Annotated in this window: 23 protein-coding genes, 1 tRNA gene and 2 pseudogenes; 12 read left to right on the forward strand and 14 right to left on the reverse strand. The window is 72.1% G+C overall.

Going from position 1 to position 24711, the window contains the following annotated elements; translation table 11 throughout:
- Nucleotides 1-58: 58 nt before the first annotated feature.
- Nucleotides 59-307 carry a winged helix-turn-helix domain-containing protein gene (locus tag ACW69E_RS25850; protein WP_457500705.1) on the forward strand — a complete coding sequence of 83 codons (249 nt, stop codon included), beginning with the start codon at nt 59-61 and terminating at the stop codon, nt 305-307.
- 163 nt (nt 308-470) lie between these two features.
- Here the strand turns inward: ACW69E_RS25850 and ACW69E_RS25855 are convergent, their stop codons facing one another.
- The 4 genes from ACW69E_RS25855 to ACW69E_RS25870 form a co-directional block, all read right to left on the reverse strand.
- Entirely contained in the window at nt 471-917 is a 447-nt protein-coding gene (locus tag ACW69E_RS25855; protein ID WP_457500706.1) for a hypothetical protein, read from the reverse strand.
- An 11-nt stretch (nt 918-928) separates the two neighbouring features.
- A complete protein-coding gene (locus ACW69E_RS25860) occupies nt 929-1180 on the reverse strand; it encodes a hypothetical protein (protein WP_457500707.1) in 252 nt (83 codons plus the stop codon).
- Nucleotides 1181-1402: 222 nt separating this feature from the next.
- The gene (locus ACW69E_RS25865; RefSeq protein ID WP_457500708.1) at nt 1403-1621 is read right to left on the reverse strand and encodes a hypothetical protein; all 219 of its coding nucleotides are present in this window, start codon (nt 1619-1621) and stop codon (nt 1403-1405) included.
- A gap of 646 nt (nt 1622-2267) precedes the next feature.
- Nucleotides 2268-2678 carry a hypothetical protein gene (locus ACW69E_RS25870; RefSeq protein ID WP_457500709.1) on the reverse strand — a complete coding sequence of 137 codons (411 nt, stop codon included), beginning with the start codon at nt 2676-2678 and terminating at the stop codon, nt 2268-2270.
- A gap of 347 nt (nt 2679-3025) precedes the next feature.
- Here ACW69E_RS25870 and ACW69E_RS25875 point away from each other — a divergent pair.
- Both ACW69E_RS25875 and ACW69E_RS25880 read left to right on the forward strand, forming a co-directional pair.
- Nucleotides 3026-3397: pseudogene (locus ACW69E_RS25875) on the forward strand (IS1380 family transposase); the annotation flags it as partial.
- A gap of 626 nt (nt 3398-4023) precedes the next feature.
- A pseudogene (locus tag ACW69E_RS25880) lies at nt 4024-5476 on the forward strand (glycosyltransferase family 39 protein).
- A 248-nt stretch (nt 5477-5724) separates the two neighbouring features.
- On the opposite strand, the gene ACW69E_RS25885 reads toward ACW69E_RS25880, so the two are convergent.
- The 7 genes from ACW69E_RS25885 to galU form a co-directional block, all read right to left on the reverse strand.
- Nucleotides 5725-5798, reverse strand: a tRNA-Ala gene (locus tag ACW69E_RS25885).
- 103 nt (nt 5799-5901) lie between these two features.
- Entirely contained in the window at nt 5902-7026 is a 1125-nt protein-coding gene (sepX, locus tag ACW69E_RS25890) for a divisome protein SepX/GlpR (protein WP_457500710.1), read from the reverse strand.
- 172 nt (nt 7027-7198) lie between these two features.
- Entirely contained in the window at nt 7199-7825 is a 627-nt protein-coding gene (locus ACW69E_RS25895; protein WP_457500731.1) for a GNAT family N-acetyltransferase, read from the reverse strand.
- Nucleotides 7822-8316 (reverse strand): MogA/MoaB family molybdenum cofactor biosynthesis protein, encoded by a 495-nt coding sequence (locus ACW69E_RS25900; protein ID WP_457500732.1) that lies wholly within the window; start codon nt 8314-8316, stop codon nt 7822-7824. Before ACW69E_RS25900 ends, ACW69E_RS25895 begins: the two co-directional genes overlap by 4 nt.
- Nucleotides 8317-8372: 56 nt before the next feature.
- On the reverse strand, nt 8373-8882 hold the full coding sequence (gene moaC, locus ACW69E_RS25905; protein WP_457500711.1) for a cyclic pyranopterin monophosphate synthase MoaC: 510 nt from the start codon (nt 8880-8882) through the stop codon (nt 8373-8375).
- 64 nt (nt 8883-8946) lie between these two features.
- On the reverse strand, nt 8947-10356 hold the full coding sequence (locus ACW69E_RS25910) for a molybdopterin molybdotransferase MoeA (protein ID WP_457500712.1): 1410 nt from the start codon (nt 10354-10356) through the stop codon (nt 8947-8949).
- A 4-nt stretch (nt 10357-10360) separates the two neighbouring features.
- Nucleotides 10361-11266, reverse strand: a complete 906-nt coding sequence (gene galU / locus ACW69E_RS25915; protein ID WP_457500713.1) for a UTP--glucose-1-phosphate uridylyltransferase GalU — start codon at nt 11264-11266, stop codon at nt 10361-10363.
- A gap of 251 nt (nt 11267-11517) precedes the next feature.
- On the opposite strand from galU, the gene ACW69E_RS25920 reads away from it, so the two are divergent.
- A complete protein-coding gene (locus ACW69E_RS25920) occupies nt 11518-12102 on the forward strand; it encodes a 5-formyltetrahydrofolate cyclo-ligase (protein ID WP_457500714.1) in 585 nt (194 codons plus the stop codon).
- Nucleotides 12103-12145: 43 nt separating this feature from the next.
- Here ACW69E_RS25920 and ACW69E_RS25925 read toward each other — a convergent pair whose 3' ends face one another.
- Nucleotides 12146-14929, reverse strand: coding sequence for a penicillin acylase family protein (locus ACW69E_RS25925; RefSeq protein ID WP_457500715.1), 2784 nt, complete (start codon nt 14927-14929; stop codon nt 12146-12148).
- 219 nt (nt 14930-15148) lie between these two features.
- On the opposite strand from ACW69E_RS25925, the gene ACW69E_RS25930 reads away from it, so the two are divergent.
- The 6 genes from ACW69E_RS25930 (at nt 15149) to mscL (ending at nt 21286) form a co-directional block, all read left to right on the forward strand.
- Nucleotides 15149-16630: a potassium/proton antiporter gene (locus ACW69E_RS25930; RefSeq protein ID WP_457500716.1), complete on the forward strand. Its 1482-nt coding sequence runs from the start codon at nt 15149-15151 to the stop codon at nt 16628-16630.
- 288 nt (nt 16631-16918) lie between these two features.
- On the forward strand, nt 16919-18253 hold the full coding sequence (locus ACW69E_RS25935; RefSeq protein ID WP_457500717.1) for an MFS transporter: 1335 nt from the start codon (nt 16919-16921) through the stop codon (nt 18251-18253).
- A gap of 144 nt (nt 18254-18397) precedes the next feature.
- Nucleotides 18398-18730, forward strand: a complete 333-nt coding sequence (locus ACW69E_RS25940) for an FmdB family zinc ribbon protein (RefSeq protein WP_457500718.1) — start codon at nt 18398-18400, stop codon at nt 18728-18730.
- A gap of 112 nt (nt 18731-18842) precedes the next feature.
- Nucleotides 18843-19673, forward strand: coding sequence for an S-methyl-5'-thioadenosine phosphorylase (locus ACW69E_RS25945; RefSeq protein WP_457500719.1), 831 nt, complete (start codon nt 18843-18845; stop codon nt 19671-19673).
- A gap of 428 nt (nt 19674-20101) precedes the next feature.
- Nucleotides 20102-20575, forward strand: a complete 474-nt coding sequence (locus tag ACW69E_RS25950; protein ID WP_457500720.1) for an RcpC/CpaB family pilus assembly protein — start codon at nt 20102-20104, stop codon at nt 20573-20575.
- A 120-nt stretch (nt 20576-20695) separates the two neighbouring features.
- On the forward strand, nt 20696-21286 hold the full coding sequence (gene mscL, locus ACW69E_RS25955) for a large conductance mechanosensitive channel protein MscL (RefSeq protein ID WP_457500721.1): 591 nt from the start codon (nt 20696-20698) through the stop codon (nt 21284-21286).
- A 46-nt stretch (nt 21287-21332) separates the two neighbouring features.
- Here the strand turns inward: mscL and ACW69E_RS25960 are convergent, their stop codons facing one another.
- On the reverse strand, nt 21333-21530 hold the full coding sequence (locus ACW69E_RS25960) for a hypothetical protein (RefSeq protein ID WP_457500722.1): 198 nt from the start codon (nt 21528-21530) through the stop codon (nt 21333-21335).
- Nucleotides 21531-21583: 53 nt separating this feature from the next.
- Here ACW69E_RS25960 and ACW69E_RS25965 point away from each other — a divergent pair, with 53 nt between their 5' ends.
- A complete protein-coding gene (locus tag ACW69E_RS25965; protein WP_457500723.1) occupies nt 21584-22636 on the forward strand; it encodes a P1 family peptidase in 1053 nt (350 codons plus the stop codon).
- Between the two features lie 185 nt (nt 22637-22821).
- Here ACW69E_RS25965 and ACW69E_RS25970 read toward each other — a convergent pair whose 3' ends face one another.
- Nucleotides 22822-23838 (reverse strand): sigma-70 family RNA polymerase sigma factor, encoded by a 1017-nt coding sequence (locus ACW69E_RS25970; RefSeq protein ID WP_457500724.1) that lies wholly within the window; start codon nt 23836-23838, stop codon nt 22822-22824.
- 182 nt (nt 23839-24020) lie between these two features.
- Here ACW69E_RS25970 and ACW69E_RS25975 point away from each other — a divergent pair, with 182 nt between their 5' ends.
- Nucleotides 24021-24542: an N-acetyltransferase family protein gene (locus tag ACW69E_RS25975; RefSeq protein WP_457500725.1), complete on the forward strand. Its 522-nt coding sequence runs from the start codon at nt 24021-24023 to the stop codon at nt 24540-24542.
- Nucleotides 24543-24711 lie beyond the last annotated feature (169 nt).

Raw genomic sequence — 24711 nt, forward strand, 5'->3', positions numbered from 1 at the left:
ACGCATAAGTACGCGTCCTACTCCTTCAGGACGCGGACGTGCGCGACACCGTGTGCGTATGCCTGAATTGCCTCAGTACCTGTACATGGAGCTGGCGGACCGGATCGCCGCCGAGATCAAGGCGGGACAGCCACCAGTAGGGGGACGTCTGCCCGGTGAGCGGGAGATGACCGAGATCTACGGCGTGAGCATCGGAACGGTCCGGCGCGCCGTCGCCGAGTTGCGCACCCGAGGCCTGGTCGCCACCCTGCCGATCAAAGGAACGTACGTGATCGCGTCCGAGCCCGCCGACAAGGACGGCGAGTAACGGACCAGGAGCCGTCACCCCCGGCGGCACCGTCCGCCGAACCCGCCTCACTGGGAAGCCGCACTCTCGCCCATCCGTCCGCGTCCCGCGGGACCGACCTCCTCCGCCCTGGGTGTGGCGACAGAGGTATGCCGGGCATTGACGGAAAGACGTGGACGCCTCGTCAGACCTTCTCGACTCGCACCGGGTGGCCTGCGAGGAGTTGCCGCATGTCGTCGGTGTCGGAGGTGAAAACGGTCACTTGGGCACCCTGCGCGGCCTCCTGCCCGGCCACAGCCGCCAGAACCGCGTCGATGGCGTACTTGTGCCCGTGCAGGCCGGCCGCCTTCCACATGTCGCGCGCCGTCGCGATCACCCGGTCGTCCGTGTGTACGACGCGAATCCGGGACAGCGTCCAGTTCCACAACGCCTGTCTCGACGCTTCGCGCGGATCCCACGCCTCCAGGGTCGTGAGCGCCGAGGTGACGATCGGGATGTCGAGCCGCGGGGCCGTCTTGATCAGCGCGGCCGTCTCCCGATCCCCCTGAACCGCCTTGGGGAGCGCCTCGGAGCCGAAAACGAGGACACGCCGTCGCGGCCGGTGCGACTTCGCCCGGGTGGTGCGACTCACGCGGCCTCGCTTCAGCGTGACCGCTGTTCGTCGTGCCAGCCGTCGATGGCGGCGATGCGGTCCAGCGCCGCCTGCTGCTCGTCGTCCGTCACGGCACCGTGCTCCTCCTCCAGGCGTTCGGCCAACTCGCGAAGTCGGTCCATGGCGTCCTGATGAGCGGCGGCAGCCGCCGTGTAACCGGACACTCCGCGCGCATCGACGCGCTCCTTGATCGATTCCACCAGCCCTTCGGGCACGGTGATGGCGATCTTCCGAGTTGCCATACTCCAAGCATGGCAGGTTCTGCGAGAGCCACGGCCTGAGCTGCTGCGCACGTGCCGCGGGAGGGCCGGTGCCGAGGTACCCGTTCCCAGCCCTTGCCCAAGGATCCCGCCCGGCCCCCGGCCGGCCCGCACGTCGGGCATCGGCGTCTCGCGTTGTCCGTGCCCTCCGGCCTCGTCATGGGGGAGGTCTCGTAAAGAAAGACGCCGCCGGGCGCGCTCGGCTCAGTTCCGGGTGTCTTCGGCCTGCCGACGACCCAGCAGTTCCTCAAGTTGCGCGACCCGGACCTGCAGTTCCTTCAGCTCCTGGTCCAGGCGCGGTGAGACGAAACGGCCGAACCGTGAGACCTTCGGCCCACCGGGGCGGGGCTCACCCTCCGGAGCGTGGGTGAGGCCGAGCGCCGCGGTCATCCGCCTGAACAGAGAGGGCTTCGATGCGTTCACAGGTGACAACCTAGCCTCGCGCTTTCGTGAAGCCCGGTGTCCGACGGTTGGCCAGGCAAACGAGAAGTTCCTCTGAGCAGCATGAACGAGTATTGCCCAGGTCCCTGTTCCTGCCATCGTCGGAGGCACTTCCCGGGTGAAGGAGCGTATCGGTTCCTACCCGCGTGTCCACGTCAAAGGCGGCGGCCGGTGAAATACACCGAGCGCAGCGTGAGCCGGTGGGTGGCGGGCTGCCCGTGCGGGCGCAGGGGCCAAGAGTCGCCCGTGCAGTCGGGCTCGGTGAACACCATCACCCACTCGTCAGTGTCGCTGTGCGAAGTGAAAGCGTGCTGGGACGAGCCGGGGCCCGCGACCTCTGCGAGCGGGACACAGCCTGGGCTCCGCGGGGCGTGCAGGGTCACCGACCGCGGCGCTCCGCTCAGGCCAACGTACCGGTAAGAGAAGGCGCCGGTGACGGCGACCAGGGCCGTACGGAGGCGCATCGAGGCTCCTTGCGGCAAGGCGAGTGAGCCCCCGCGGTATGCGGTCGACCGCCGCGCAGAACCCGGCATGAGGACCGTTCATCGGTCAAGCCCGTGTCGTTATGGAACAGCCCCGGGCTGCAGTCGTCCCCAGGGTTCCCTTCCTGTGAGTGCCCGCCGCTGGATCAGTCCGGGATTTCCCAAACGGTGACTTCGAGCCGAATGGTTCCCGCAGTCGGAGCCGCGACAGCACGCAGGTAGGCCGTGCGCCCATCACGGGAAATCGCGCAGTAGCGGGCTCCCCTCGTCAGAGGCAAGTTATATGTGCCGTTCGCCTGCACCGCCGCAACGCATTCGGCCTCACTCGGATCAGAACCTGAGGGAGGAAGAGGGGCAAGTCTGGGCTCACCGTTGAGGGTGCCGAGCGAGGTCCTGTCGCCGTAGAAACCCACGTCTGTGCCACCGGTCAGTGTGGCGATGAGAATCGGCGGTTTCGAATCCAGGTCAATATTCTCGTCGCCGGGGAAATCAAATACTTTAGGCCCAAATCTCACTTTTGGGGTCGCCTCCTTGGTGCCGCCACTGCCGGACGGCACGGTTGGAGACGAGGCAGTCGCACCGGTTGGTGGCTTCGAGCTCCCTGAGAGCGCTGGATCCGCCGACTCTGTCGCACTGTTTGGTGGTTTCGACCCTTCGGTGGGAGCTGATCCCTGGCTGTTGGCGATCAACACCCCGATCAAGCCAATGATCGCGACGAGGACAGGGGCGAGGAGACCGACAATCCACCATGCCGACCTTGGTTGTTGCGGCTGTAGGGGAGGTGAGGATGGTGGCAGTGAAGGTGGTGGCGGCAAGGGTGAGGAGGTAGGTGGAGTGTTCTCGTTGGAGTCCTCTGCCATAACACCCAATCTAGACTCCTCCAGTCGCATGAGGAAGCAAACGAACCACCGCCCAACTGGCCTTGGCGCGACTGCCGAAGAGGCACCGGCGCGGGCGGCAGCCCCTGATCCGCACCGACTCCGCCGACGGCACCCACGAATTCGTCGCCTGGCTCGTCCAGCTCGGACGCCGGCTCTCCTGCTCCGTCGGCATGGTGATCACCGGCGCGATCCACCAGCATGTGCTGCAGGTTCCGGCCTCGGCCTGGGGACCGGCCGTCGAGCCGGACGGTGAGGTCCGCGGCGGAGCCTGGGTCGCCGAACTCACCGGCGACGTCCTGCACGGCCGGCCAGCGGGCATGCGGCTGATCGTCCGCAAGGAACGGCCCCCTCCCGGGGCCCAGTCGCGGCTCACCGACGCCGACCTGCCCAGACTCGGGAACAGAACGCGTGAGGGTCCGCCGCCGGGCTTCACAGGCCGGTGCATGCGGAAATCGAAGAAGCCCCTCCCGGTTTCCACAGGAGGGAATTCGCGTCGCCGTGCAGCGTGTTCACGGGTGCTCCCGGCCGGGAATTCCGATGCGCACGGAAATCGCTTCCCAGCCGGGCGGAGATCGCCCCAACTCGCCGGGGGCCGATGCCTCCGCCGCCAGACTCGCCTGGGGGCGGGCGGCGCTCCCAGGGCGAACGCGTTGTCATAGGCACCGCGGACGATGTCGCCATGTGCGGCGACCACCACTGCACACCCGACTCGACGAATTCAATACCGGAATTACTGGATCCACTTTTTCACACTCCCGCTTCCACTCCGAACCGAATCTCCACCGACGCGGAGAAGTCGCCCGGCACACACCTCCTCAGCCCCCAACTCCCACCCGACCACCCGCACAGGAAACAGAGTTGACGCCACCGGACCGTTCCGCGAAACTCCCGGCTCAGAGCGCAGCGATCCTTGCCGGAAACAGCATGACCGTGCTTCCGGCCCGCACGTCACACGGATTCACGCCGAGCGACACCTTTGCGAGCAACCGCGCTGATTTGTCCGGCCAGGGGAGCGCCGAAGTTGAGGATACTCAACGATGTACGATCCCGGTGCATATTTCCCGTTTGGCTTGTTCCTTTCCTGTGGACTGTCGCGCTCGGCCTGTGGGGGCTGTCGCGGGAGGACAGTGTCTGGCGGGACGAGGCCGCGACCTGGCAGGTCGCCCTCCGGTCCACCGGCGACATAACGCGCATGCTGGAGCACGTCGATGTCGTCCACGCCCTCTACTACCTGCTCATGCACGCGCTGTTCGAGTACTTCGGTCCTTCCACCACCGTGTTACGGCTGCCCTCGGTGCTGGCGGTCGCGGCGGGAGCGGCATGTGTGGCGGAACTCGGTCGGCGGCTTTCCGGGAATCCGGTGGGTACGGGCGCAGGCATGGCGCTCGGACTGCTTCCCCCCGTGCAGTTCCACCTTCAGGAGGGCCGCCCGTACGCCCTGGTGGCGGCGGGCGCCGGGCTCTTGACGCTGCTGCTCGTGGCGATACTGCAGGGGCGGCGGAACCGGTGGGGGTACTGGACCGCCTACAGCTGCACGGTCTTCGTGTGCGGCCTGTTGAACTGGCTCTCGCTGCTGATACTGCCCGCACACCTGACGACCCTGGTGTGGGCACGGGCCAGGCGCGGGACATGGGCCTGTTGGACCGCGGCATCCGTGACGGCAACGGCAGGCGTCACGCCGCTGATCCTCTTCAGCCGGACACAGTCCGGGCAGGTGTCCTGGATCCCTCCGCTGACCTGGCACATGCTGATCGGACCGGCGGTCCTGCTTGCGATCGCCGGCGCCGGGACCCTGCTGGACCGGCCCCGGGCGGGCCGGCTCTCGGCGGCGGCCGTCGGTCTGCCCCTGCTCGCGGTCCCGCAGCTCGGTCTCGTCGGGCTCTCGCTGTTCAGACCGCTTTTCGTGGACCGGTATGTGCTGTTCAGCCTGCTGGGCTCGGCTCTGATGGTCGGTGTCCTTCTCGGCGCGCTGGTGGGGGCGGTGCAGCGGTTGTCGTGGAGCGCCGCGCGCTGGGTCCTGCCCGTCACGGTCGCCCTACTTCCGCAGGCGCTCGCGAAGCGATCGCCGCAGAGCCGCGTGGACGACGTCCTGGCAGCCGCGGCGCAGGTGGAACGGTTGAAGAAGTCCGGGGACGCCGTGCTGTTCGTCCCGGCAGCGCGGCGGGACACCCGGCTGGCTCTCCCCACACGCCTTCACGGGCTTGCGGGACATAGCTCTGAAGGAGACGCCGGAACGCTCGGGAACACTGAAGGGAACGGAGCGGGACGCCGCGCGCATACGTACCGAGATGCTCGCCCGGCAGCGCATCGTTCTGGTCACCGACGCGGAAGACGTGGCGAAGCCGGCGAGTTCGGCGCGGGACCGGGTCAAGATCTCCACGCTCCGGGAGTACTTCCGGCCGGTGGCTCATGAACAGGTCCGCGGCCGGAAAGTGACCGTGTACGAGAGGCGCACGCCCGGCCGGCCTTCATGATCCCGAACCTCGGAGCCGGAGCGGTCCGGCGGTATCGGGAGGCATCCGCCGGCCAGTCCCGGCCCGGTGCGCGGCGCAGCCGCACACTGCGGTCGTCCGCCCGGGCGGCCGGGCGGTTCGGCCGTGGTCCGTGGGGATGCGCGGCGGGTTCCTCCAAGCGGCTCGCGCGCCGCCCGCTGTACGCCGCTGCTGTACAGCACGGAAAAGCCCCTCCCGGGAGACCCTGGGAGGGGCTTCTTGCTGCCGTGTGGACCTGAGGGGATTTGAACCCCTGACCCCCTCGATGCGAACGAGGTGCGCTACCGGACTGCGCTACAGGCCCTTGCAACGGGTGAAACCCTAGCATCCCCATGCCCGTGCGCGGAAATCCGTTCCCGCGCTGGTCACGATGGGCGGGACGACGGGGGCGCCCGGGGCGGGCGGGGTCACTCGTTGGCCGCGCGGGGGCGGTCCTCGTCCGCGTACTGGTCGAAGAGCGGGGTCCGGCGGCGCGGGGAGGACGAGTGCGAGGAGGCCGGGCCGGAGGGCCGGGCGGGCTCGGAGGAGGCCGTGGTGGAGCGGGCGGAACTCCAGGCGTCCGGGGCCTCCAGGTCCAGGCTGCGGGCGGTGCGCGGGGCGACGGGGGCGTTGACGTAGGTGGGCAGCGGTACGGGGGTGGGCTCCCAGCCGCTCTCCGCCGGGGCGGGGGTGCGCTCGCGGCGCTGGGCGTCCACCCACTCGGCGTGGTCGGTCTGCTCCACCAGGGCGCGCCGTTCGTCCGCCTCCGGGTCGGGGGCGGGCTCGGGGGCCGGTTCGGGGGTGTGGGCGGAGGCGTTGCGGCCGGTGGCGTTGCGGCCGGTGGCGGTACGACCGCCGGTGGCGTGGTCCGCCCGTTCCGTGTGGTCGGCGCGGTCCGTGCGGCGCTCGCGCAGGTGGCGGGCGGCGTCCTCGGCGTGGCGCCGGTCCATCACGAACTCGAAGCGGCGCCTCTCCTGGGCGCGCATATGGGCGATGTAGGCGCTCAGCAGCCCGGCCGGGACGGCCGGGGCCCACAGGAACGCGATGCCGCCGACCGCCGCGACGATCGCACCGAGCGTGAAGGCGAGGAAGAGCACCATCGTGGTGCGCCGGCGGCGGGCGAGGAGCTTGGCCCGCCCCTTCTGCCCCTGGTTCGGGTAGCCGGGCCGGCTCGGCCGGTCGGGCCTGCCGGGCCGGTCCTGCTGCTCCTGCTGGGGGCGGCGAACCTCGGTGGGGGCCTCGGCGCGCGCGACCGTCGCGGGGCCGGGGACCGTGATGTGCTCGGTCACGGGGTCGGCGAGCGCCCGGACGTCGACGCCCGGGGCACCCTGGTCGTCACCGTCGGCGGGGCCGCCGTCCCCGGACGCCTCCTTGACGTTCCTGGCGTACCGGCGCTCCATGCCAGCCCGGCCGGACAGCAGCCGGATGGCGGTGCCGAAGCGCTCCGTCGGACGAGCCTCGTTGAGTTCGTCCTGCCTGCGGAGCCACATCGGCACCAGGTAGGCGGCCCAGGCCCCGACGATGACTGCGTAGATGAGGCCGCTGCTGCTCACCCACCACACGGTAGAGGGGTTTCGCGAGGGTGATACGCCAATTGGCGCGGTGTGTCGCACGATCCGGCTGATATCTCAACCGTTTTTTGCGATTAAGGCGGCCAGCCTCCGCGAATGTGTCCGTCCGCTGACTGTAAGGTGTCTTACCCTCAGGCAATATCGAACATTTATTTTATTTCTGCGAGGCGCCTGGAAGAGAGCGCCGGCGCCAGCCTTCCAGCAGGCCGCCGGGGACGTCCTCCGTGGTCAGCGCGTAGACCAGATGGTCGCGCCAGGCGCCGTCGATGTGCAGATAACGCGGCCGCAGCCCCTCCTCCCGGAATCCCAGTTTCTCCACCACCCGGCGGCTCGGTCCGTTCTCCGGGCGGATGCAGACCTCGATCCGGTGCAGTCCGACGGTGCGGAAGCAGTGGTCCACGGCGAGCGCGACGGCCGTCGGCATCACACCGCGTCCGGCCACCTCCCGGTCCACCCAGTAACCGATGTGGCCCGAGCACATCGAGCCCCAGGTGATGCCCGCGACGGTGAGCTGGCCGACCAGCCGCCCCTGGTACTCGATCACGAAGGGCAGCATCCGGCCCGCCTGCGCCTCCGCCCGAAGGTGCCGGACCATCTGCCGGTACGTCGGGCGGCGCGGCGGCAGACGGCCGGGCAGGGCGGGCGGGACGGTGGCCTCCCAGGGGCGCAGCCAGTCACGGTTGCGCTGGTTCACCTCGCGCCAGACGCGGTGGTCGCGCAGCCTTATGGGGCGGAGGGTGATGTCACCGTCCGTCAGCTCGACCGGCCAGGGTGCGTTCAGTGGGGTGCGTCCTTCCTGGGGTGGTCGCCGCCGTGGATCTGGTCCACGGCGTGCGGCAGCAGGGGCTCCAGGACCGCCAGGCCGTCGCGTACGCCCCCGGTGGAGCCGGGGAGGTTGACGATCAGGGTGCGGCCGGCGACACCCGCGACGCCGCGCGAGAGGGCCGCGGTGGGCACCTTGGGCCTCCCGGCGGCGCGGATGGCCTCGGGAATGCCGGGGACCTCGTGGTCGAGCACGGCCCGGGTCATCTCCGGGGTGCGGTCGGTGGGCGAGATGCCGGTGCCGCCGGTGGTGAGCACCACGGCGTAGCCGTCGGCGACGGCCTCGCGCAGTACCTCCTGGACGGGCTCGCCGTCGGGGACGACGCGCGGGCCGTCGGTGGCGAAGCCCAGCGCGCTCAGGGCCCGGGCCAGCAGCGGGCCGGTGGTGTCGGAGTAGACGCCCGCGGCGGCGCGGTTGGAGACGGTGACGGCGAGGGCGCGGCGGGCCATCGGCGCGGGCTCCGGCTCGGAGGCGGGCGCGGGGGCGGACACGGGAGCGGGCTCGGTCATCGGTCGCGGCTCCAGTCCCCGGAGGCTCCCCCGGTCTTCTCCTCCACCCGCACGTCCGTGATGACGGCCCCCTTGTCGACGGCCTTGACCATGTCGACGACCGTCAGCGCCGCGACCGACACGGCCGTCAGCGCCTCCATCTCCACACCCGTGCGGTCGGTGGTGCGCACCGTCGCCGCGATCTCCACCGCGTCGTCGGCGACGGCGAGGTCGACCTTCACCCCGGACAGGGCCAGCGGGTGGCACAGCGGTACGAGGTCGGGGGTGCGCTTGGCGCCCATGATCCCGGCGATACGGGCGACCGAGAGCGCGTCGCCCTTGGGTACGCCCTCGCCGCGCAGCAGCTCCACCACCCGGGGGGAGACGCGTACGCGGCCGGTGGCGCGCGCCGTACGGACGGTGGCGTCCTTGGCCGAGACGTCGACCATCCGGGCCGCGCCCGCCTCGTCGATGTGGGTGAGGCCGGCGGCCTCGCCTGCTGGACTCCCCTGTCGCGCGCTGCTCATCGCTCTCCCGCGTCGGTCCGCTCCGGACGTCAACGGTACCCGCCGCGGCGCGGGCACCGTCGAGTCAGTCCAGGAGCACGATCTCCAGTTCGTCGCCCCGGGCGACCTCGGTGGTCCGCTCGGGTACGACGACCAGCGCGTCGGCGCGGGCCAGCGAGCCCAGCAGGTGCGAGCCGGGGCCGCCCACCGGGCTGACCGTGCCCAGCCCCTCCCCGGCGGCCGGGGGCTCGTACCGGCCGCGCAGGAACTGGCGCTTGCCCTCCGGGGAGGCGATCGGCTCCTCGCACTCCAGGCGGGCGGTGACCGTACGCCGGGTGACGGGCTCCAGGCCCATCAGGGCGCGCAGGGCGGGACGGACGAACAGTTCGAAGGAGACGTAGGAGCTGACGGGGTTGCCGGGAAGGGCGAACAGCGGGATCCGGTCGGGGCCGACCAGGCCGAAGCCCTGTGGTTTGCCGGGCTGCATGGCCAGGCGGCGGAACTCCACGCGCGCGGGGGGCCGCGGCGTGTCGCCGGCGCTCCCGGCGCCCTCGCCCCCGCTGTCCCAGCCCTCCCCGTCCTCGCCGTCCCCGTCGCCCGGCGGCTCGGCGCCGCCCAGGACGGTGCCCTCCAGCCCGGTGAGCGCCTCCTTGACCACGTCGTACGCGCCGACGCTGACGCCGCCGCTGGTGACGATGGCGTCGGCGCGTACGAGCTGGTCCTCGATGACGGTGCGCAGGGCGGCGGCGTCGTCGGCCACCGCGCCGACGCGGTAGGCGATGGCGCCGGCGTCGCGGGCGGCGGCGGTCAGCGCGAAGCTGTTGGAGTCGTGGATCTGGCCGGGGCCCAACGGCGCGCCGGGGCGGACCAGTTCGCTGCCGGTGGAGAGCACCACCACGCGCGGGCGCGGCCGTACGGTGACGGTGCCGCAGCCGACGGCGGCCAGCAGGCCGATCTGCGCCGGGCCCAGGACGGTGCCGGCCTCCAGGGCGACGGAGCCGGCGCGTACGTCGCTCCCCTTGCCCCGCACGTACTGCCGTGCCGCCACCGGGCGGTGGACGCGGACCTCGCCGGCCGCGCCGGACGGGTCGGCGCTGTGGGCGGCCATGGCGTCGGCCGGGCCGCCGCCGGTGCCGCCGTCGGTCCACTCCACGGGGACGACGGCCTCGGCGCCGGGCGGCAGCGGTGCGCCGGTCATCACACGGGCGGCCTGGCCGGGGCCGACCTCGGGCGGCCGGCCGGCGCCCGCCGCCACGTCGCCGACGACCTCCAGCACCGCCGGGGCGTCCTCGTCCGCCTTCTCCACGTCGGCGACGCGCACCGCGTAGCCGTCCATGGAGCTGTTGTCGAAGGGCGGCAGGGAGACGGGCACCAGGACGTCCTCGGTGAGCACGCAGCCCTGGGCGTCGAGCAGGTGCAGCTCGATGGGTTCCAGCGGCCGGACCGACCGCAGGATGTCGGCCAGGTGCTCGTCGACGGACCGGGTACCGCTCAAGTGCCTACAGCTCCTCTTTGACGAAGTCTCGCAGCCAGGCGCGGAAGTCCGGGCCCAGGTCCTCGCGCTCGCTCGCCAGCCTGACGATGGCGCGGAGGTAGTCCCCGCGGTCGCCGGTGTCGTAGCGGCGGCCCTTGAATACCACACCGTGGACCGGGCCGCCGATTCCCGGATCCCCGGCGAGGGTCTGGAGGGCATCGGTGAGCTGGATCTCGCCGCCGCGGCCGGGCTCGGTCTTGCGCAGCACCTCGAAGACGGCCGGGTCCAGGACGTAACGGCCGATGACGGCCAGGTTGCTGGGGGCGTCCTCGCGGGAGGGCTTCTCCACCAGGTCCGACACGCGCACGACGTCGTCGTCGCCGGTGGGCTCGGCGACGGCGCAGCCGTAGAGGTGGATGCTGGCCGGGTCGACCTCCAGCAGCGCCACGACGCTGCCGCCGTAGGTCTCCTGGACCTCGATCATCCTGGACAGCAGCGGGTCGCGCGCGTCGATGAGGTCGTCGCCGAGGAGGACGGCGAAGGGCTGGTCGCCGACGTGCGGGGCGGCGCACAGCACCGCGTGGCCCAGGCCCCTGGGGTCGCCCTGGCGTACGTAGTGGATGGTGGCCAGGTCGGTGGACTCCTGGACGCGGGTGAGCTTGGTGGCGTCGCCCTTGCTGCGCAGCACCTCCTCCAGCTCGTAGTTGCGGTCGAAGTGGTCCTCCAGCGGGCGCTTGTTGCGGCCGGTGACCATCAGGACGTCGGGGAGGCCGGCGGTGACGGCCTCCTCCACCACGTACTGGATCGCGGGCTTGTCGACGACCGGCAGCATCTCCTTCGGGGTGGCCTTCGTCGCCGGAAGGAAGCGGGTGCCGAGCCCGGCGGCCGGGATGACGGCCTTGGTGATCCGCCGTGTACGCGAGGTAGTCATGTCTGCACCATAGCCGTTGGTTTGTCCCGTAACGCGCATGTCTGACTGGTCCGTTGCGGTTTACGGGAGAATGTCCCGGCGCTCGGGGCCGCGCTGGCGCGCCATCAGGATGATAATGCGCCTGCCATGGCGAGGGACTGGCGTAATCGAGCCGGGGAGATGAACACGGCGTGAAGGACGACGGAACCACCGGAGCACACCGGGGTACACACGCGGCACCGGACACGGAACCGGGGGAAGGGCCGCGGACGGTGGCCGGTGAGAAGCGGGCCCTGCGGCGTTCCCTGCTGGCGGCGCGGGCTCATCTGCCCGAGGACGGCGTCCACCGGCTCGCCGGCGCGCTCGCCCGGCACGCCCTGGAACTGCCCGAGCTGGCCGGGGCGCGCACCGTCGCCGCGTACGTCTCGGTGGGGCGCGAGCCGGACACCCGCGCATTGGTGGACGAACTCCACTGGCGCGGCGTACGCGTGCTGCTGCCGGTGCTGCTGCCGGACGACGACCTGGACTGGGCCGCGTACGAGGGCGCCGAGTTCCTCTCCCCCGCCCGCCGGGGGCTGCTGGAGCCCACCGGGCGGCGGCTGGGGCCGCAGGCCGTGACCGGGGCGGACGCCGTGCTGCTGCCGGGGCTGGCGGTGGACCGGCGCGGGATGCGCCTGGGGCGCGGCGGGGGCAGCTACGACCGGGTGCTGGCCCGGATCGAGGCTTCCGGGGCCGCCCCGGCGCTTGTGGTGCTGCTGCACTCCGGCGAGTACCTGCGCCGGGTACCGGCGGAGCCCCACGACCGTCCGGTGCACGCCGCGGTGACCCCCGAGGGGGTGCACCGCTTCACGGCGTGAGACCGGCGGGCGCGGGGCTCGCGGCGGTACGGGGTGAGGGCGGTTACGGGGTGAGGGCCATGGTGTCCACGGTCGCGTCCTCGACGGCCTTGCGGCTGAACGCCCAGTCCAGCTGCTCGCCCTCGGCCCACATGTCCGTCTGGTCAACGTAGTTGGAGTGGTAGGCGTGGCCGGAGGCGCCGGTGAGGTTGATCCAGCTCGACCCGTCGAGGTCGGCCAGGTTGACCACCATCCGCATCGACGGCACCCAGATCACCTCGTAACCGCCCGCGGCGTTCCAGCCGGTGGCGTCGACGGCCGCCTCGCCGCCGCCCAGGTCCCACGGGCCGCGGTTGAGCAGGTGCTGGACGAAGCCGGGGCCCTCGGTGCCCAGGGTCTGGTTCTGGAGTATCAGCCGGTGCAGACGGCCCCAGCTCCAGGTCTCGATGTCCTTGCCGAGCTTGGTGGTCAGCTCCCAGCGGGCGTCCTCCATGGCGCGGGCCAGCAGCGCGTCGCGGTCTCCCTCGCCCTCCTCGAAGCGGCTGCCGGGGGTCCACCAGCCGCTGTCGGGCTCGTCCAGCAGCGTGCGCACGACCTCGTACCAGCGGTCGCCGCCGTCGGGCTGCGCGGACGCCGGGGCGCGCGTGCCGCACTCGCGGACGGTGCGCGGGTTGCCGCTCAGGTCCTCGATCGGGCCGGACTCGTCGGCCGGGCGGACCCGCAGGCACTCGCCCTCGACGCGGACCTCCTTGGGGAGCTTGTTGCCGAAGCCGAGCTTGAGGAGGTTGCGCCACACGCCGTTGAAGTAGGCGGCGGGCGCGGAGTCGGCGTCCTGGGTGTAGTCCCAGCCCTCCAGCAGCTCCTGCGCCTGGCGGACGTAGGGGTCCTTGACGTCGATCTTCAGCAGGTACGGCACCAGGATCTTGGCTATCTCGCTGCTGTTGTCCAGCTGCATGGTGCGCATGTCGTCCGTGGAGACCTTGCCGCCGTCCTTGATCTTGGACTGGATGAGGTCGTCGATCCGCTGGCTGCGGGCGCCGTAGCCCCAGTCCTCGGTGAGCGGGTAGGGGTACTTCTCCGCGTCGATCACGGCCTGGTTGGCGGTGACGATGTAGCCGCGCTCCGGGTTGTACTCCCAGGGCAGGGCCTCCTGCGGTATGTAGCTCTCCCACTCGTAGTCCGGGTTCCAGCCGGGCGCCGGGTAGCGGCCGTCGTGGCCCTCGGCGCGGACCGGTATGCGGCCGGGGGCCTGGTAGCCGATGTTGCCCTCGGTGTCGGCGTAGACCAGATTCTGGGAGGGGACGGCGAACTTCCGGGCGGCCTTGCGGAACCCGTCGAAGTCGGTGGCGGTGTTCAGCTCGAAGACCGCGTCCATGGTCCTGGAGGGCTCCAGCGCCGTCCAGCGCAGCGCGACGGCGTAGCCCTTGCCGCGGTCGGGCGCGACGTCGCCGACCGGGGCGTGGTCGCCGACTCCGGCCAGCTCGTCGCTGCGGTCGGAGACGAGGGGGCCGTGGCGGGTGGAGCGGACGGTGATCCTCCGGTCCTCGCCGCCCGCGACCTTGATGACCTCCTCGCGGGTCTCGTACGGGACCTTCTTCCCGTCGTAGAGGTACGTGCCGTTCTCGATCTTCTCCAGGTACAGGTCGGTGACGTCGGCGCCGAGGTTGGTGAAGCCCCAGGAGATCTCCTGGTTGTGGCCGATTATCACGCCGGGCATGCCGGAGAAGGTGAAGCCCGCCACGTCGAAGGGGCAGTCCTTGCCGACCGAGTTGCAGTGCAGGCCCATCTGGTACCAGAGGGAGGGGAGCTGCGGGGCCAGGTGCGGGTCGTTGGCGAGCAGCGGCTTGCCGGTGGTCGTGTACTCGCCGGAGACGACCCAGGAGTTGGAGCCGATGCCGTCGCCGCTGGGGCCCAGGAGGGCGGGGACGGCGTCGAGGGAGGCGGCCAGCGCGGCGAGCTGGGTCCGCACTCCCTGGCCGGTCTCGGTGCCCTGGCCGGCGCCGCCGGGGTTCGTGGCGCCGGGGTTCGTGGCGCCGGGATCAGTGGTGCCGGGGGCGGTGGTGCCGTTCTGCGCGGGGTTCCCGCCCTCCGCGGGGGTGCCCTTCGGGTCGTAGGCGCCGTCGAGGGCGCTGACGGCGCCGTCCTGGACGATCGGCTTGTTCCGGTCGAAGGGGTAGTCCGGGTAGAGCGCCTCGATCTGCTTGTTCGTCAGGCGGCTGGAGAGCAGGGCCCGGTCTATCTCGTCCTGCATGTTGCCGCGCAGGTCCCAGGCCATGGCCTTGAGCCAGGCCACGGAGTCCACCGGCGACCACTTGTGCGGCTTGTAGTCGCTGACCAGGCCCAGAGCCGCGTACTCCAGGGAGAGTTCCGCGCCGCTGCGGCCGCCCAGGTAGGAGTTGACGCCCTCGGCGTAGGCCAGCAGGTACTTCTTGGTCGTCTCCGACAGCTTGGTGTCGTACTCCTCCTGCGCCACCTCCCGCCAGCCCAGGGTGCGCAGGAAGGCGTCGGTCTCGACCTGGCTCTCGCCGAACATCTCCGACAGCCGGCCGGCCGTCATGTGCCGCCGTACGTCCATCTCCCAGAAGCGGTCCTGGGCGTGGACATAGCCCTGAGCGCGGAAGAGGTCCTCGGCGCTGTCGGCGTAGAGCTGGGGTATGCCGTGCTCGTCGCGTTTGACGGTGACCGGGGCGGAGAGGCCCTCCAGCTCTATCGAGCCGGTCGTCTGCGGGAAGGACGCGCGGACGGTGCCGACGCTCCAGTAGGCGCCGTAGCCGACGCCCGCCACGAGCAGCAGCACGACTGCGATCACGAGAAGGCGGGCGCGTCGCGGGGTCTTCTTGGCGGGCATCGCTGTCCTTCGAGGGCAGGGTGGGACCGAGGTGCTGGAGCAACCATAGGACGAGCCGGGTCGCCGGTCGGCAGGGAGTCCGAGCATCAGGAGCCGGAGATTCAACCAATGGTAAATTGTTAGGCAAAGAAATGACTTCCCGGCGGTCGGGTCCCGGCCGTTGCCTCCGCACGCCCACGGAAGGATCCGCTTCTGACTGTCGACCGCCTCAACGAACTCATGCTGGTCTCCGCGATCGTCCTGCTCATCTCCATCGCCGCGGTCCGGCTCTCCACGCGCACCGGCCTGCCCAGCCTCCTGATCTACCTGGGTCTCGGTCTGGCCCTGGGACAGGACGGCCTCGGGGTGGAATTCGACAACGCCGAGCTGACCCAGGTGCTGGGCTACGCGGCGCTCGTGGTGATCCTGGCCGAGGGCGGACTGAGTACCAAGTGGCGCGACATCCAGCCGGTCATGCCCGCCGCCGCCGTGCTCGCGACGGTGGGTGTCGGAATCAGCGTGGGGGTCACCGCCGCGGGCGCCCACTACCTGGTCGGCCTGGACTGGCAACTGGCACTGATCATGGGCGCGGTGGTCTCGTCGACCGACGCCGCCGCCGTCTTCTCCGTGCTGCGCAAAATGCCGCTGCCCCGGCGGCTGGCCGGGACGGTGGAGGCGGAGTCGGGGTTCAACGACCCGCCCGTGGTCATCCTGGTGATCGCCTTCTCGGCGTCCGGCCAGATGGACTCGTGGTACTCCCTGGTCGGAAACATCGCGCTGCAGCTGGCGATCGGCATCGCGGCCGGAGTCCTCGTCGGCAAGCTGGGCGAGTACGGGATGCGGCACATGGCGCTGTCCTCCTCCGGCCTGTACCCGATCGCGGTGATGGCGCTGTGCGTCCTGGCGTACTCGGGGGGCACGCTGGCGCAGGGCAGCGGCTTCCTGGCGACCTACATCTGCGGGATCGTCCTCGGCAACGCCAAGCTGCCGCACCGTCCCGCCACCCGGGGCTTCGCGGAGGGTCTGGCCTGGATCGCGCAGATCGGCCTGTTCGTCCTGCTCGGCCTGCTGGCCGCCCCCTCGGAGCTGCTGGAAGACTTCGGGGCCGCGCTGACCATCGGAGTGGTGCTGACGCTGGTGGCCCGGCCGGTCTCGGTGCTGCTGTGCTCCCTGCCCTTCCGCCTGCCCCTGCGGGAGCAGGCGCTGATGTCCTGGGCAGGACTGCGCGGCGCGGTGCCCATCATCCTGGCGACGATCCCCATGGCCGAACCGGGCCGCGACAGCGGCCGGATCTTCAACATCGTCTTCGTCCTGGTGGTGGTCTTCACCCTGATCCAGGGCCCGACCCTCCCCTGGGTCACCCGGAAGCTGGGACTGGCCGACGGCGACGGTGCGCAGGACCTGGAGATCGAGTCGGCCCCGCTGGAGCGGCTGCGCGGCCATCTGATCTCGATCTCCATCCCGAAGAGCTCGCGGATGCACGGCGTGGAGGTGACGGAGCTGCGGCTGCCGAAGGGCGCGGCGGTCACCCTGGTCGTACGGGGGGACAGCAGCTTCGTGCCCTCGCCGACGACCGTCCTGCGACGCGGCGACGAGCTGCTGGTGGTCGCCACCGACGCGGTGCGGGACGCCACCGAGCGGCGGCTGATGGCCGTGGGCCGTGGCGGCAAGCTGGCTGGCTGGCTGGGGACGGCGGGCAGCTCGGCGCTGCGGAGGGGCTGAGGGGGGCGGGCCCGGGACGGGCTCGCGACGGGCCCGGGACGGGCCCGGGACGGGCTCGGGACGGGCTCGGGCCCGCGGGGTGATCGGCTACCCTGAGGCCGTACGTTTGTCCGACTTTCGGAGCTACCGGAGTTTCGACCCCGCCTGATGCAGGGCCGGCACGGCCGCCCGGCCGACCACACGCCGCGGTCCGTGCGAGAGGACGGCCTTCGGCGTGCCCCCGCCGTACCGCGACACCGCGCGCCGTACGGCCCGCGGCGCGCTACCAGGCGGCAGAAAGGTACGGCCGTGGCCACCACGGTCACTCCCGTCACGAACCGGAAGCCCGGCTACCGGGACCTGCTGCGCACCCCGGGTGCGTGGACGTTCCTGCTGCCCGGCTTCCTGGCCCGCCAGCCCTTCGCGATGCTGACGCTCGGCATCGTGCTGCTGGTCGAGGACACCACCGGATCGTTCGGCACGGCGGGCACCGTCTCGGCCGTGACCGGCGTGTCGATGGCCCTGTTCGCACCCCGGAGCGGCCGGCTCGCCGACCGCTTCGGCCAGCGGGCGGTCCTGGTGCCCGGGGTGCTGCTGCACGCCGCCGCCGTGGGCGTGCTGGCGGCCCTGGCGCTGTCCCGGGCACCGCTGTGGGCGCTGCTGCTGGCGGCCGTGCCGGCCGGCGCCTCGGTGCCGCAGGTCGGCCCGATGGTGCGGGCCCGCTGGGCGCATCTGCTCAGGGGCGGGCCGGGCTCGCCGGGCGGTTCGGGTCCGCCGGGTGATTCAGGCAGGCCGGGCGGCGCCCGGCTGCTGTCGACGGCTGCGGCGTTCGAGTCGGTCACCGACGAGCTCACCTTCGTCATCGGTCCGGTCCTGGCCACCGCCCTGTGCACCGGGGTGCACCCGGCCGCAGGGCTGGCCGCCGAGGCGGCCCTGACCGTCGTCGGCGGGCTGGTCTTCGCGGCCCAGCGCCGTACCGCGCCCCCCGCCCACCGCCGCGCCCGCGGAGCGGACGGCGCGCCGCACCCCTCGGCCCTGTCGGTGCCGGGGGTGCGGGTGCTGATCGTCGCCTTCCTCGGGATCGGCTCGGTCTTCGGCGGGATGCAGGTGTCGCTGGCCGCCTTCACCGACTCCATCGGGCAGCCGGGCCTCAACGGCGTGCTGTACGGGACCTTCGCCGCGGGCAACATGCTCGCCGGCCTCGTGTTCGGCGCCCTGACCTGGCGCTCGGCCCCGCAGCGGCGGCTGCTGGCGGCGTACGCGCTGCTGACGCTGACCACCGCGCCGCTGTGGGCGGTGGACGCGGTCCCGCTGCTGGCCGTCCTCGGACTGCTGGCGGGCATGGGCATCGCGCCGAGTCTGATCACCGGCTTCACCCTGGTGGAGCGGCTGGCTCCGGCCGGCGTGCGCACCGAGGCGTTCACCTGGATGGCCGGCGCGGTGGCGCTGGGCCAGGCCGGCGCCGCGTCGGCCGCCGGGCAGCTGACGGACGGCTTCGGGCCGAGCGCCGGGTTCACGGTGCCGCTGGCCGCCACGGCTCTGGCGCTGGTCACGGTGGCGGCGCTGCGCGGCCGGCTGAAGCCGCAGGACGGGCAGGCCGCGGACGGGCGGACGGGCGGCGGGCGGGAGCCGCGGACCGGGTGACGGGGGCTCCGGACGGAGGACGGGAAAGGGCCCTGGAGCGTGGCGCGAGTCACCGTCCACCGGCTCCCGGTGGACTAAGAGGCCGGAATACTGCACCATGGTGCGTCGTTAGCACTCCACAAGGAAGAGTGCCAGGAGGAGCAAGTGCCGACCTATCAGTACCAGTGCACCGAGTGCGGCGAGGGCCTGGAAGCGGTTCAGAAGTTCACCGACGACGCGCTCACCGAGTGCCCGAGCTGCAAGGGCCGCCTGAAGAAGGTGTTCTCCGCGGTCGGCATCGTCTTCAAGGGCTCCGGCTTCTACCGGAACGACAGCCGCGGTTCCTCGTCCGGCAGCACGTCGTCGTCCTCTTCGACATCGTCGTCCTCGTCTTCTTCGTCGTCCTCGTCGTCCTCGTCGGCGTCGTCCTCTTCCTCCGAGAAGAGCTCGGGCTCGTCCGGCGGCTCGTCGTCCAAGGCCGGCTCCTCGGCGGCCTGATCCCACCGTCTGCCGCCCTCCGGCCCGGAGCCGGAACCGGCTTCCCCCGGCCCCGTCTCGGTACGCACCGCGGCGGGGCCGCGGCGTCGGGCGGGGACTAGTGTGTTCGGCCATGAGCGCACAGGCGGAGACAGGCGTCATCGGCGGGTCCGGCTTCTACTCGTTCCTGGACGACGTGATAGAGGTCGCGGTGGACACGCCGTACGGCGAGCCCAGCGACTCCCTCTTCATCGGCGAGATCGCCGGGCGCCGGGTGGCCTTCCTGCCCCGGCACGGCCGCAAGCACCACCTTCCCCCGCACCGGATCAACTACCGGGCCAACCTGTGGGCACTGCGCTCGGTCGGTGTACGGCGGGTGCTGGGACCGTGCGCGGTGGGCGGTCTGCGGCCCGAGTACGGGCCCGGCACCCTGGTGGTGCCCGACCAGCTCGTGGACCGCACCAAGTCGCGCGTCCAGACCTTCTACGACGGCGAGGCGCTGCCCGACGGCTCGGTGCCGAACGTGGTGCACCTGTCCTTCGCCGACCCCTACTGCGAGACGGGCCGGGCGGCGGCCGTCGCGGCGGCGCGCGGGCGCGGCTGGGAGCCGGTGGACGGCGGCACCATGGTGGTGATCGAGGGGCCGCGCTTCTCCACCCGCGCGGAATCGCGCTGGCACGCGGCGCAGGGCTGGTCGGTGGTCGGGATGACGGGGCACCCGGAGGCGGTCCTCGCCCGCGAACTGGGCCTGTGCTACTCCTCGATGGCGCTGGTCACCGATCTGGACGCCGGTGCGGAGACGGGCGAGGGCGTCTCGCACGAGGAGGTGCTCCAGGTCTTCGCGCAGAACGTCGGGCGGCTGCGCGAGGTGCTCTTCGACACGGTGGCCGGGCTGCCGGCGGAGCGGGACTGCGCGTGCGCGACGGCGCTGGACGGGATGGACCCGGGGATCGAGCTTCCGTAAGGGCCGCCGGCCTCCCGGCAACCGGCCGGGGGCGCTGCGGGAACGGCGGAGCGCGCGGCAGGGGCGGGTGCGGGCGCGACTCGTGCGGGTTCCGTCCCTCGTGCGGGTTCCGTCCCTCGTGCGGGTGAGCGAGTTGTCCACAACCTGTGGGTGGTCCACAGGGCCCGGCGGGCCGCCGCGGAACCGGACATCGTGGGGGGTGTTTCCACCACAAGGCGGTGACCGCGATGTCCTCTTCCTTCCTGTCCGCTCCTCCCTCCTCCTCACCCTCGTTCTCCCCGGCTTCGTCCTCCTCCCACTCCACACCCCACTCCCTGCCCCCGCCCTCAAGCCCTCCGGCCGCGGGTCCTGTGCCGGAGTTCGAACCGGTGCGCGCGGGGCGGGGCCCTCTCGGCCCCCTCCGGGCGGCCGGCCGGTGGTTCCGGGCGATGGCACTGCTGCTGGCCGTCGTCGCCGCGGGTGCCGCCTTCCAAGGAGCGCCCGCGGAGGGCGGGGGCGGGGGCCATGCGCTTCCCGCGGACCGGCCCGCGGCCGGGAAAGCACCGGCGGCCCCGCCTCCGCCCGCGTCCCCGGGCGGGGAGGAAGGCGACGCGACGGTGGACGCCCCGGTGCGGATCCCGGACGCGGAGGCGGTACGGCTGCTGCGTCCCGGGGACAGGGTGGACGTACTGGCCACGCCCGCCGGCACCCCGGCCGGCGGCCCCGCCGACGGCCCGGCAGGCAGCGCACGGACCATCGCCCGGAACGTGCGGGTGGCGGCCGTACCCGAACCGGCCCCCGGGCCGGGGGCCGGCCCCGGCGACCGGGAGGGGGCGCTGGTGGTGCTCTCGGTGCCCCGAGCGACGGCCGCCCGGCTCGCCGGCGCGGCGGCGCACTCCCTTCTGGCGGTGACGCTGTGCTGACCGCCGCCCGCCGGGGACCGGACCGTGGCCCGGGCTGGACAGTGCGCGCGGTGTTCGTGCAGCGTGTGCTGCGTTCACCCGGCGGAGGCCGGAGCGCGTGTGCGGAGGAAAGGCAGTCTCTTGAGCGAGAAGCAGGGCGTCCTGGCCGGGTTCAGGTCATTCCTGATGCGGGGCAACGTGGTCGATCTGGCCGTCGCCGTCGTCATCGGGGCGGCCTTCACCAAGATCGTGAACTCGGTGGTGGAGGGCGTCATCAACCCGGTGGTGGGCTCCATCGGCCCCAGGGACCTCGACCACTACCAGTCCTGCCTCCAGGGCCCGTGCGATTTCGACGAGGCGACGGGCGCGGCCCTCAGCGGCATCGCCATCAAGTGGGGCTCGGTGCTGAGCGCCGCGCTGACCTTCCTGATCACCGCCGCGGTCGTCTACTTCCTGATGATCGTGCCGATGAACAAGTTCAAGCAGCGGCTGGACGCCCTGAGCGCCAAGGAGGCGGCGGAGCAGGCCGCGACTCCCGTCCAGAAGACCGAGGTGGAGCTGCTCACCGAGATCCGCGACGCGCTGCTGGCCCAGCGCGAGGGCAACGGCACCACGGACGCCGCCGCCCTGCTGACGGCGCAGCGCAACGCCTCCGGGGGCAGCTCCGGGCCGGGCTCCGAGGGGCCGTCCGGTGCGTCCGGCACATCCGGGGGTATCTCGAAGAAGCCCTGACGCGAGCGTCCCCCACAGTGCCCCACGAACGGTCTCGCCGGTGGCCTCAGAGGTGGTGCGGGGGCTTCTCGTCCAGGAAGCGGGCCAGATCGCCCGCGCCGCCGTCGCCGCCCGCCTCCGGGCGCTCGCCCCAGCCCCGGTCGGTGTCGTCGGCCGAGGGCCTGCTCAGCGGATCGGAGAAGTCCAGCGCGGAGGCCGGGTCGCGGGGCGCGGCGCCGGAGCCGGGGGTGGCGGGGGTGCTCATTCCTCCAGAGTACGGCGGCCCCGGTCCGCGCCCGGGAGGAGGATCATGGCCTCATGAGCGCCTCGAGGGTCAACGACGCACTGACCGATGTCCAGGGCCTGCGGGTCGGCCACGCCCAGCGGATCGGCGACGGCTGGCTGACGGGCACGACCGTGGTCCTCGCCCCGGAGGGCGGGGCGACCGCCGCCGTGGACGTACGGGGCGGCGGGCCCGGCACCCGGGAGACCGACGCCCTGGATCCGCGCAATCTGGTGGAGCGCGTCGACGCCGTGGTCCTGACCGGGGGCAGCGCCTTCGGGCTGGACGCCGCCTGCGGGGTGACCGCCTGGCTGGAGGAGCGGGGCAGAGGCTTCCCCGTCGGTCCGGAGCCGGACCAGGTGGTGCCCGTGGTCCCGGCCGCCTGCCTCTTCGACCTGGGCCGCGGCGGATCCTGGCGGGCCCGCCCCGACGCCGCGCTCGGCCGGGAGGCGGCCGAGGCGGCCGCCCGTACGAGCGTCGGCGAGCCGGTCCCCCAGGGCAACGTCGGGGCCGGCGCGGGGGCCGTGGCGGGCGGGCTCAAGGGCGGGGTGGGCACCGCGAGCACTGTCCTGCCCTCGGGCACCACGGTGGGCGCGCTGGCCGTGGTCAACGCGGTGGGCTCGACCCTGGACCCGGCCACGGGCGTGCTCTACGGCGAGCTGTACGGCAAGCGTCCGGCCTTCCCCTCGGAGGCCGAGCACGCCGAGGCACTGCGGTCCCTGGCCGCCGCCCAGCAGGAGTCGGAGCGCCGTTCGGCCGCCTCGGTGCGCCCGCCCCTCAACACCACGCTGGCCGTGGTGGCCACCGACGCCGAGCTCAGCCCGGCCCAGGCGCAGAAGCTGGCGGGCACCTCCCACGACGGACTGGCCCGCGCGGTCCGCCCGGTGCATCTGCTCACCGACGGGGACACCGTCTTCGCCCTGTCCACCGGTGCTCGCCGTCCGGAGGCGGAGGAGATCAACGACGTGCTGGCGGCCGGCGCGGACGCCCTGACGCGTGCGGTGGTCAAAGCGGTGCGGGCCGCGGAGGGTGTGGACGGTCCGGGTGGGGTGTTCCCGGCGTACCACGACCTCTACGGCCGCCCATGAGCCGGTACCTTCCGGCCCCGGGTTCCCGCCGCCCCCGCACCACCGGGGCGCCGGGCGTCACGGGCTCCGCACACAGCGGGACCCCGGCGCCGGGGGGTGCGCCGGGGTCCCTGTCCAGGGGCGTGTTCGGTCGTCTTCGGTCGTGTCCCGTCACGGCGCGGTGTGTCCCACCGCGCCGGACGCCGTCACGCCGCCGCGTCGAAGCCCGTGTCATGGGCCATCTTCTTCAGTTCGAGCAGGGCGTGCTTCTCGATCTGGCGAATGCGTTCCCTCGTCAGGCCGTGCTGCTTGCCGACCTCGGTCAGCGTGCGCTCGCGCCCGTCCTCGATGCCGTAGCGCGCCCGGATGATGGAGGCGGTCCGGTCGTCGAGCCGGCCGATCATGTCCTCCAGTTCCTCGCGCCGCAGCATCACGAGCACGGAGTCCTCGGGAGAGGTCGCGGAGGTGTCCTCCAGCAGGTCGCCGAACTGCGTCTCGCCCTCGTCGTCCACGGACATGTTCAGGCTGACCGGGTCACGCGCCCAGTCCAGCACGTCCGTGATGCGCTCGGGGCTGGAGCCCAGCTCCTCGGCGATCTCGGCGGGCTCGGGGTCGCGGCCGTGCTCGCGGTTGAACTCCCGCTGCACACGCCGGATCCGTCCCAGTTCCTCGACCAGGTGGACGGGGAGGCGGATGGTCCGCGACTGGTCGGCGATCGACCGCGTGATGGCCTGGCGGATCCACCACGTCGCGTACGTGGAGAACTTGAAGCCCTTGCGGTAGTCGAACTTCTCCACCGCCCGCACCAGGCCCGCGTTCCCCTCCTGGATCAGGTCCAGCAGCGGCAGGCCGCTGCGGGGGTAGCGCCGCGCGACGGCGACGACCAGGCGCAGGTTGGAACGGATGAAGACGTCCTTGGCGCGCTCGCCTTCGGCGGCCACGGCCTCCAGTTCCTCGCGGGTCGCGGTCGCCGCCGGCGAGTCCCCCGAGACGGGCTCGACCTCGCCGTCGAGGATCTGCCGGGCGTACACGCCCGCCTCGATGGCGAGCGAGAGCTCGACCTCCTTCGCCGCGTCCAGCAGCGGGGTGCGGGCGATCTCGTCGAGGTACATGCCGACCAGGTCCCGGTCCGCTACATCCCCTGCAGACGAGGTACGTACAGGTCGTGCCTCATCAGCGCCGTTGGAGTCGGCCTGACGACGGGCGACGGCACGGGTTGCCATGCGTACTCCCTTGCGAGTCGTGGTCTACAACTGGTCGGTGGCGGTCCAGCCACCCGGCGTCTCCTGGTTCGGGTGCCCGTTCCGATGGAATCAACGACTTCAATCCGGACAGAATTCCCACGGCGCGCATCGTTTTTCCGGATCTTGCGGTATTCTGCGCCGCCACACAGAGGGGGCCTTCCATGACCGAACGCGGGGAAGTCCAGGTCAGAGCGGGCGAGGAAGGCGACCTTCCGGACCTGACGGACATCTACAACCACTACGTACGTGAGACCCCCGTCACATTCGACACCGAGCCCCTCGCCCCCGAGGCCAGGCGTCCCTGGCTGCTCTCCCACCCCAAGGACGGCCCGCACCGCCTTCTGGTTGCCCTGGACGCGGAATCGAACCGCCTTCTGGGCTACGCCACCAGCAGCCCCTTCCGCCCCAGACCCGCCTACTCCACCTCGGTCGAGGTCAGCGTCTACCTCGCCCCCGACGCGTGCGGGCGGGGCGTCGGCACCCTGCTGTACGAGCGCCTCTTCGACGCCCTCGGCGGCGAGGACGTCCACCGCGCCTACGCGGGCATCGCCCAGCCCAACGAGGCATCCGTACGCCTCCACGCCCGCTTCGGCTTCCGCCACATCGGCACGTACGGCGAGGTCGGCCGGAAGTTCGGCCGGTACTGGGACGTGGCCTGGTACGAGAAGCCGCTGAACCCCTGAGGCGGCCGGGACCGGCGACCGGGGCACGGCGCACGCGCCGCCCACGCGCGGCGCCCGCCGGACCCGCCGGACGCCTCCTCCCGTCACCCTCCAGGGCCACCGTGCCGCGCCCCCGCCGCGCGTCGCCGCACCCGGCACCGGCCGCCACCGCACAATCCCGGTGGACCCG

It is taken from the genome of Streptomyces sp. SS8, assembly GCF_054072955.1.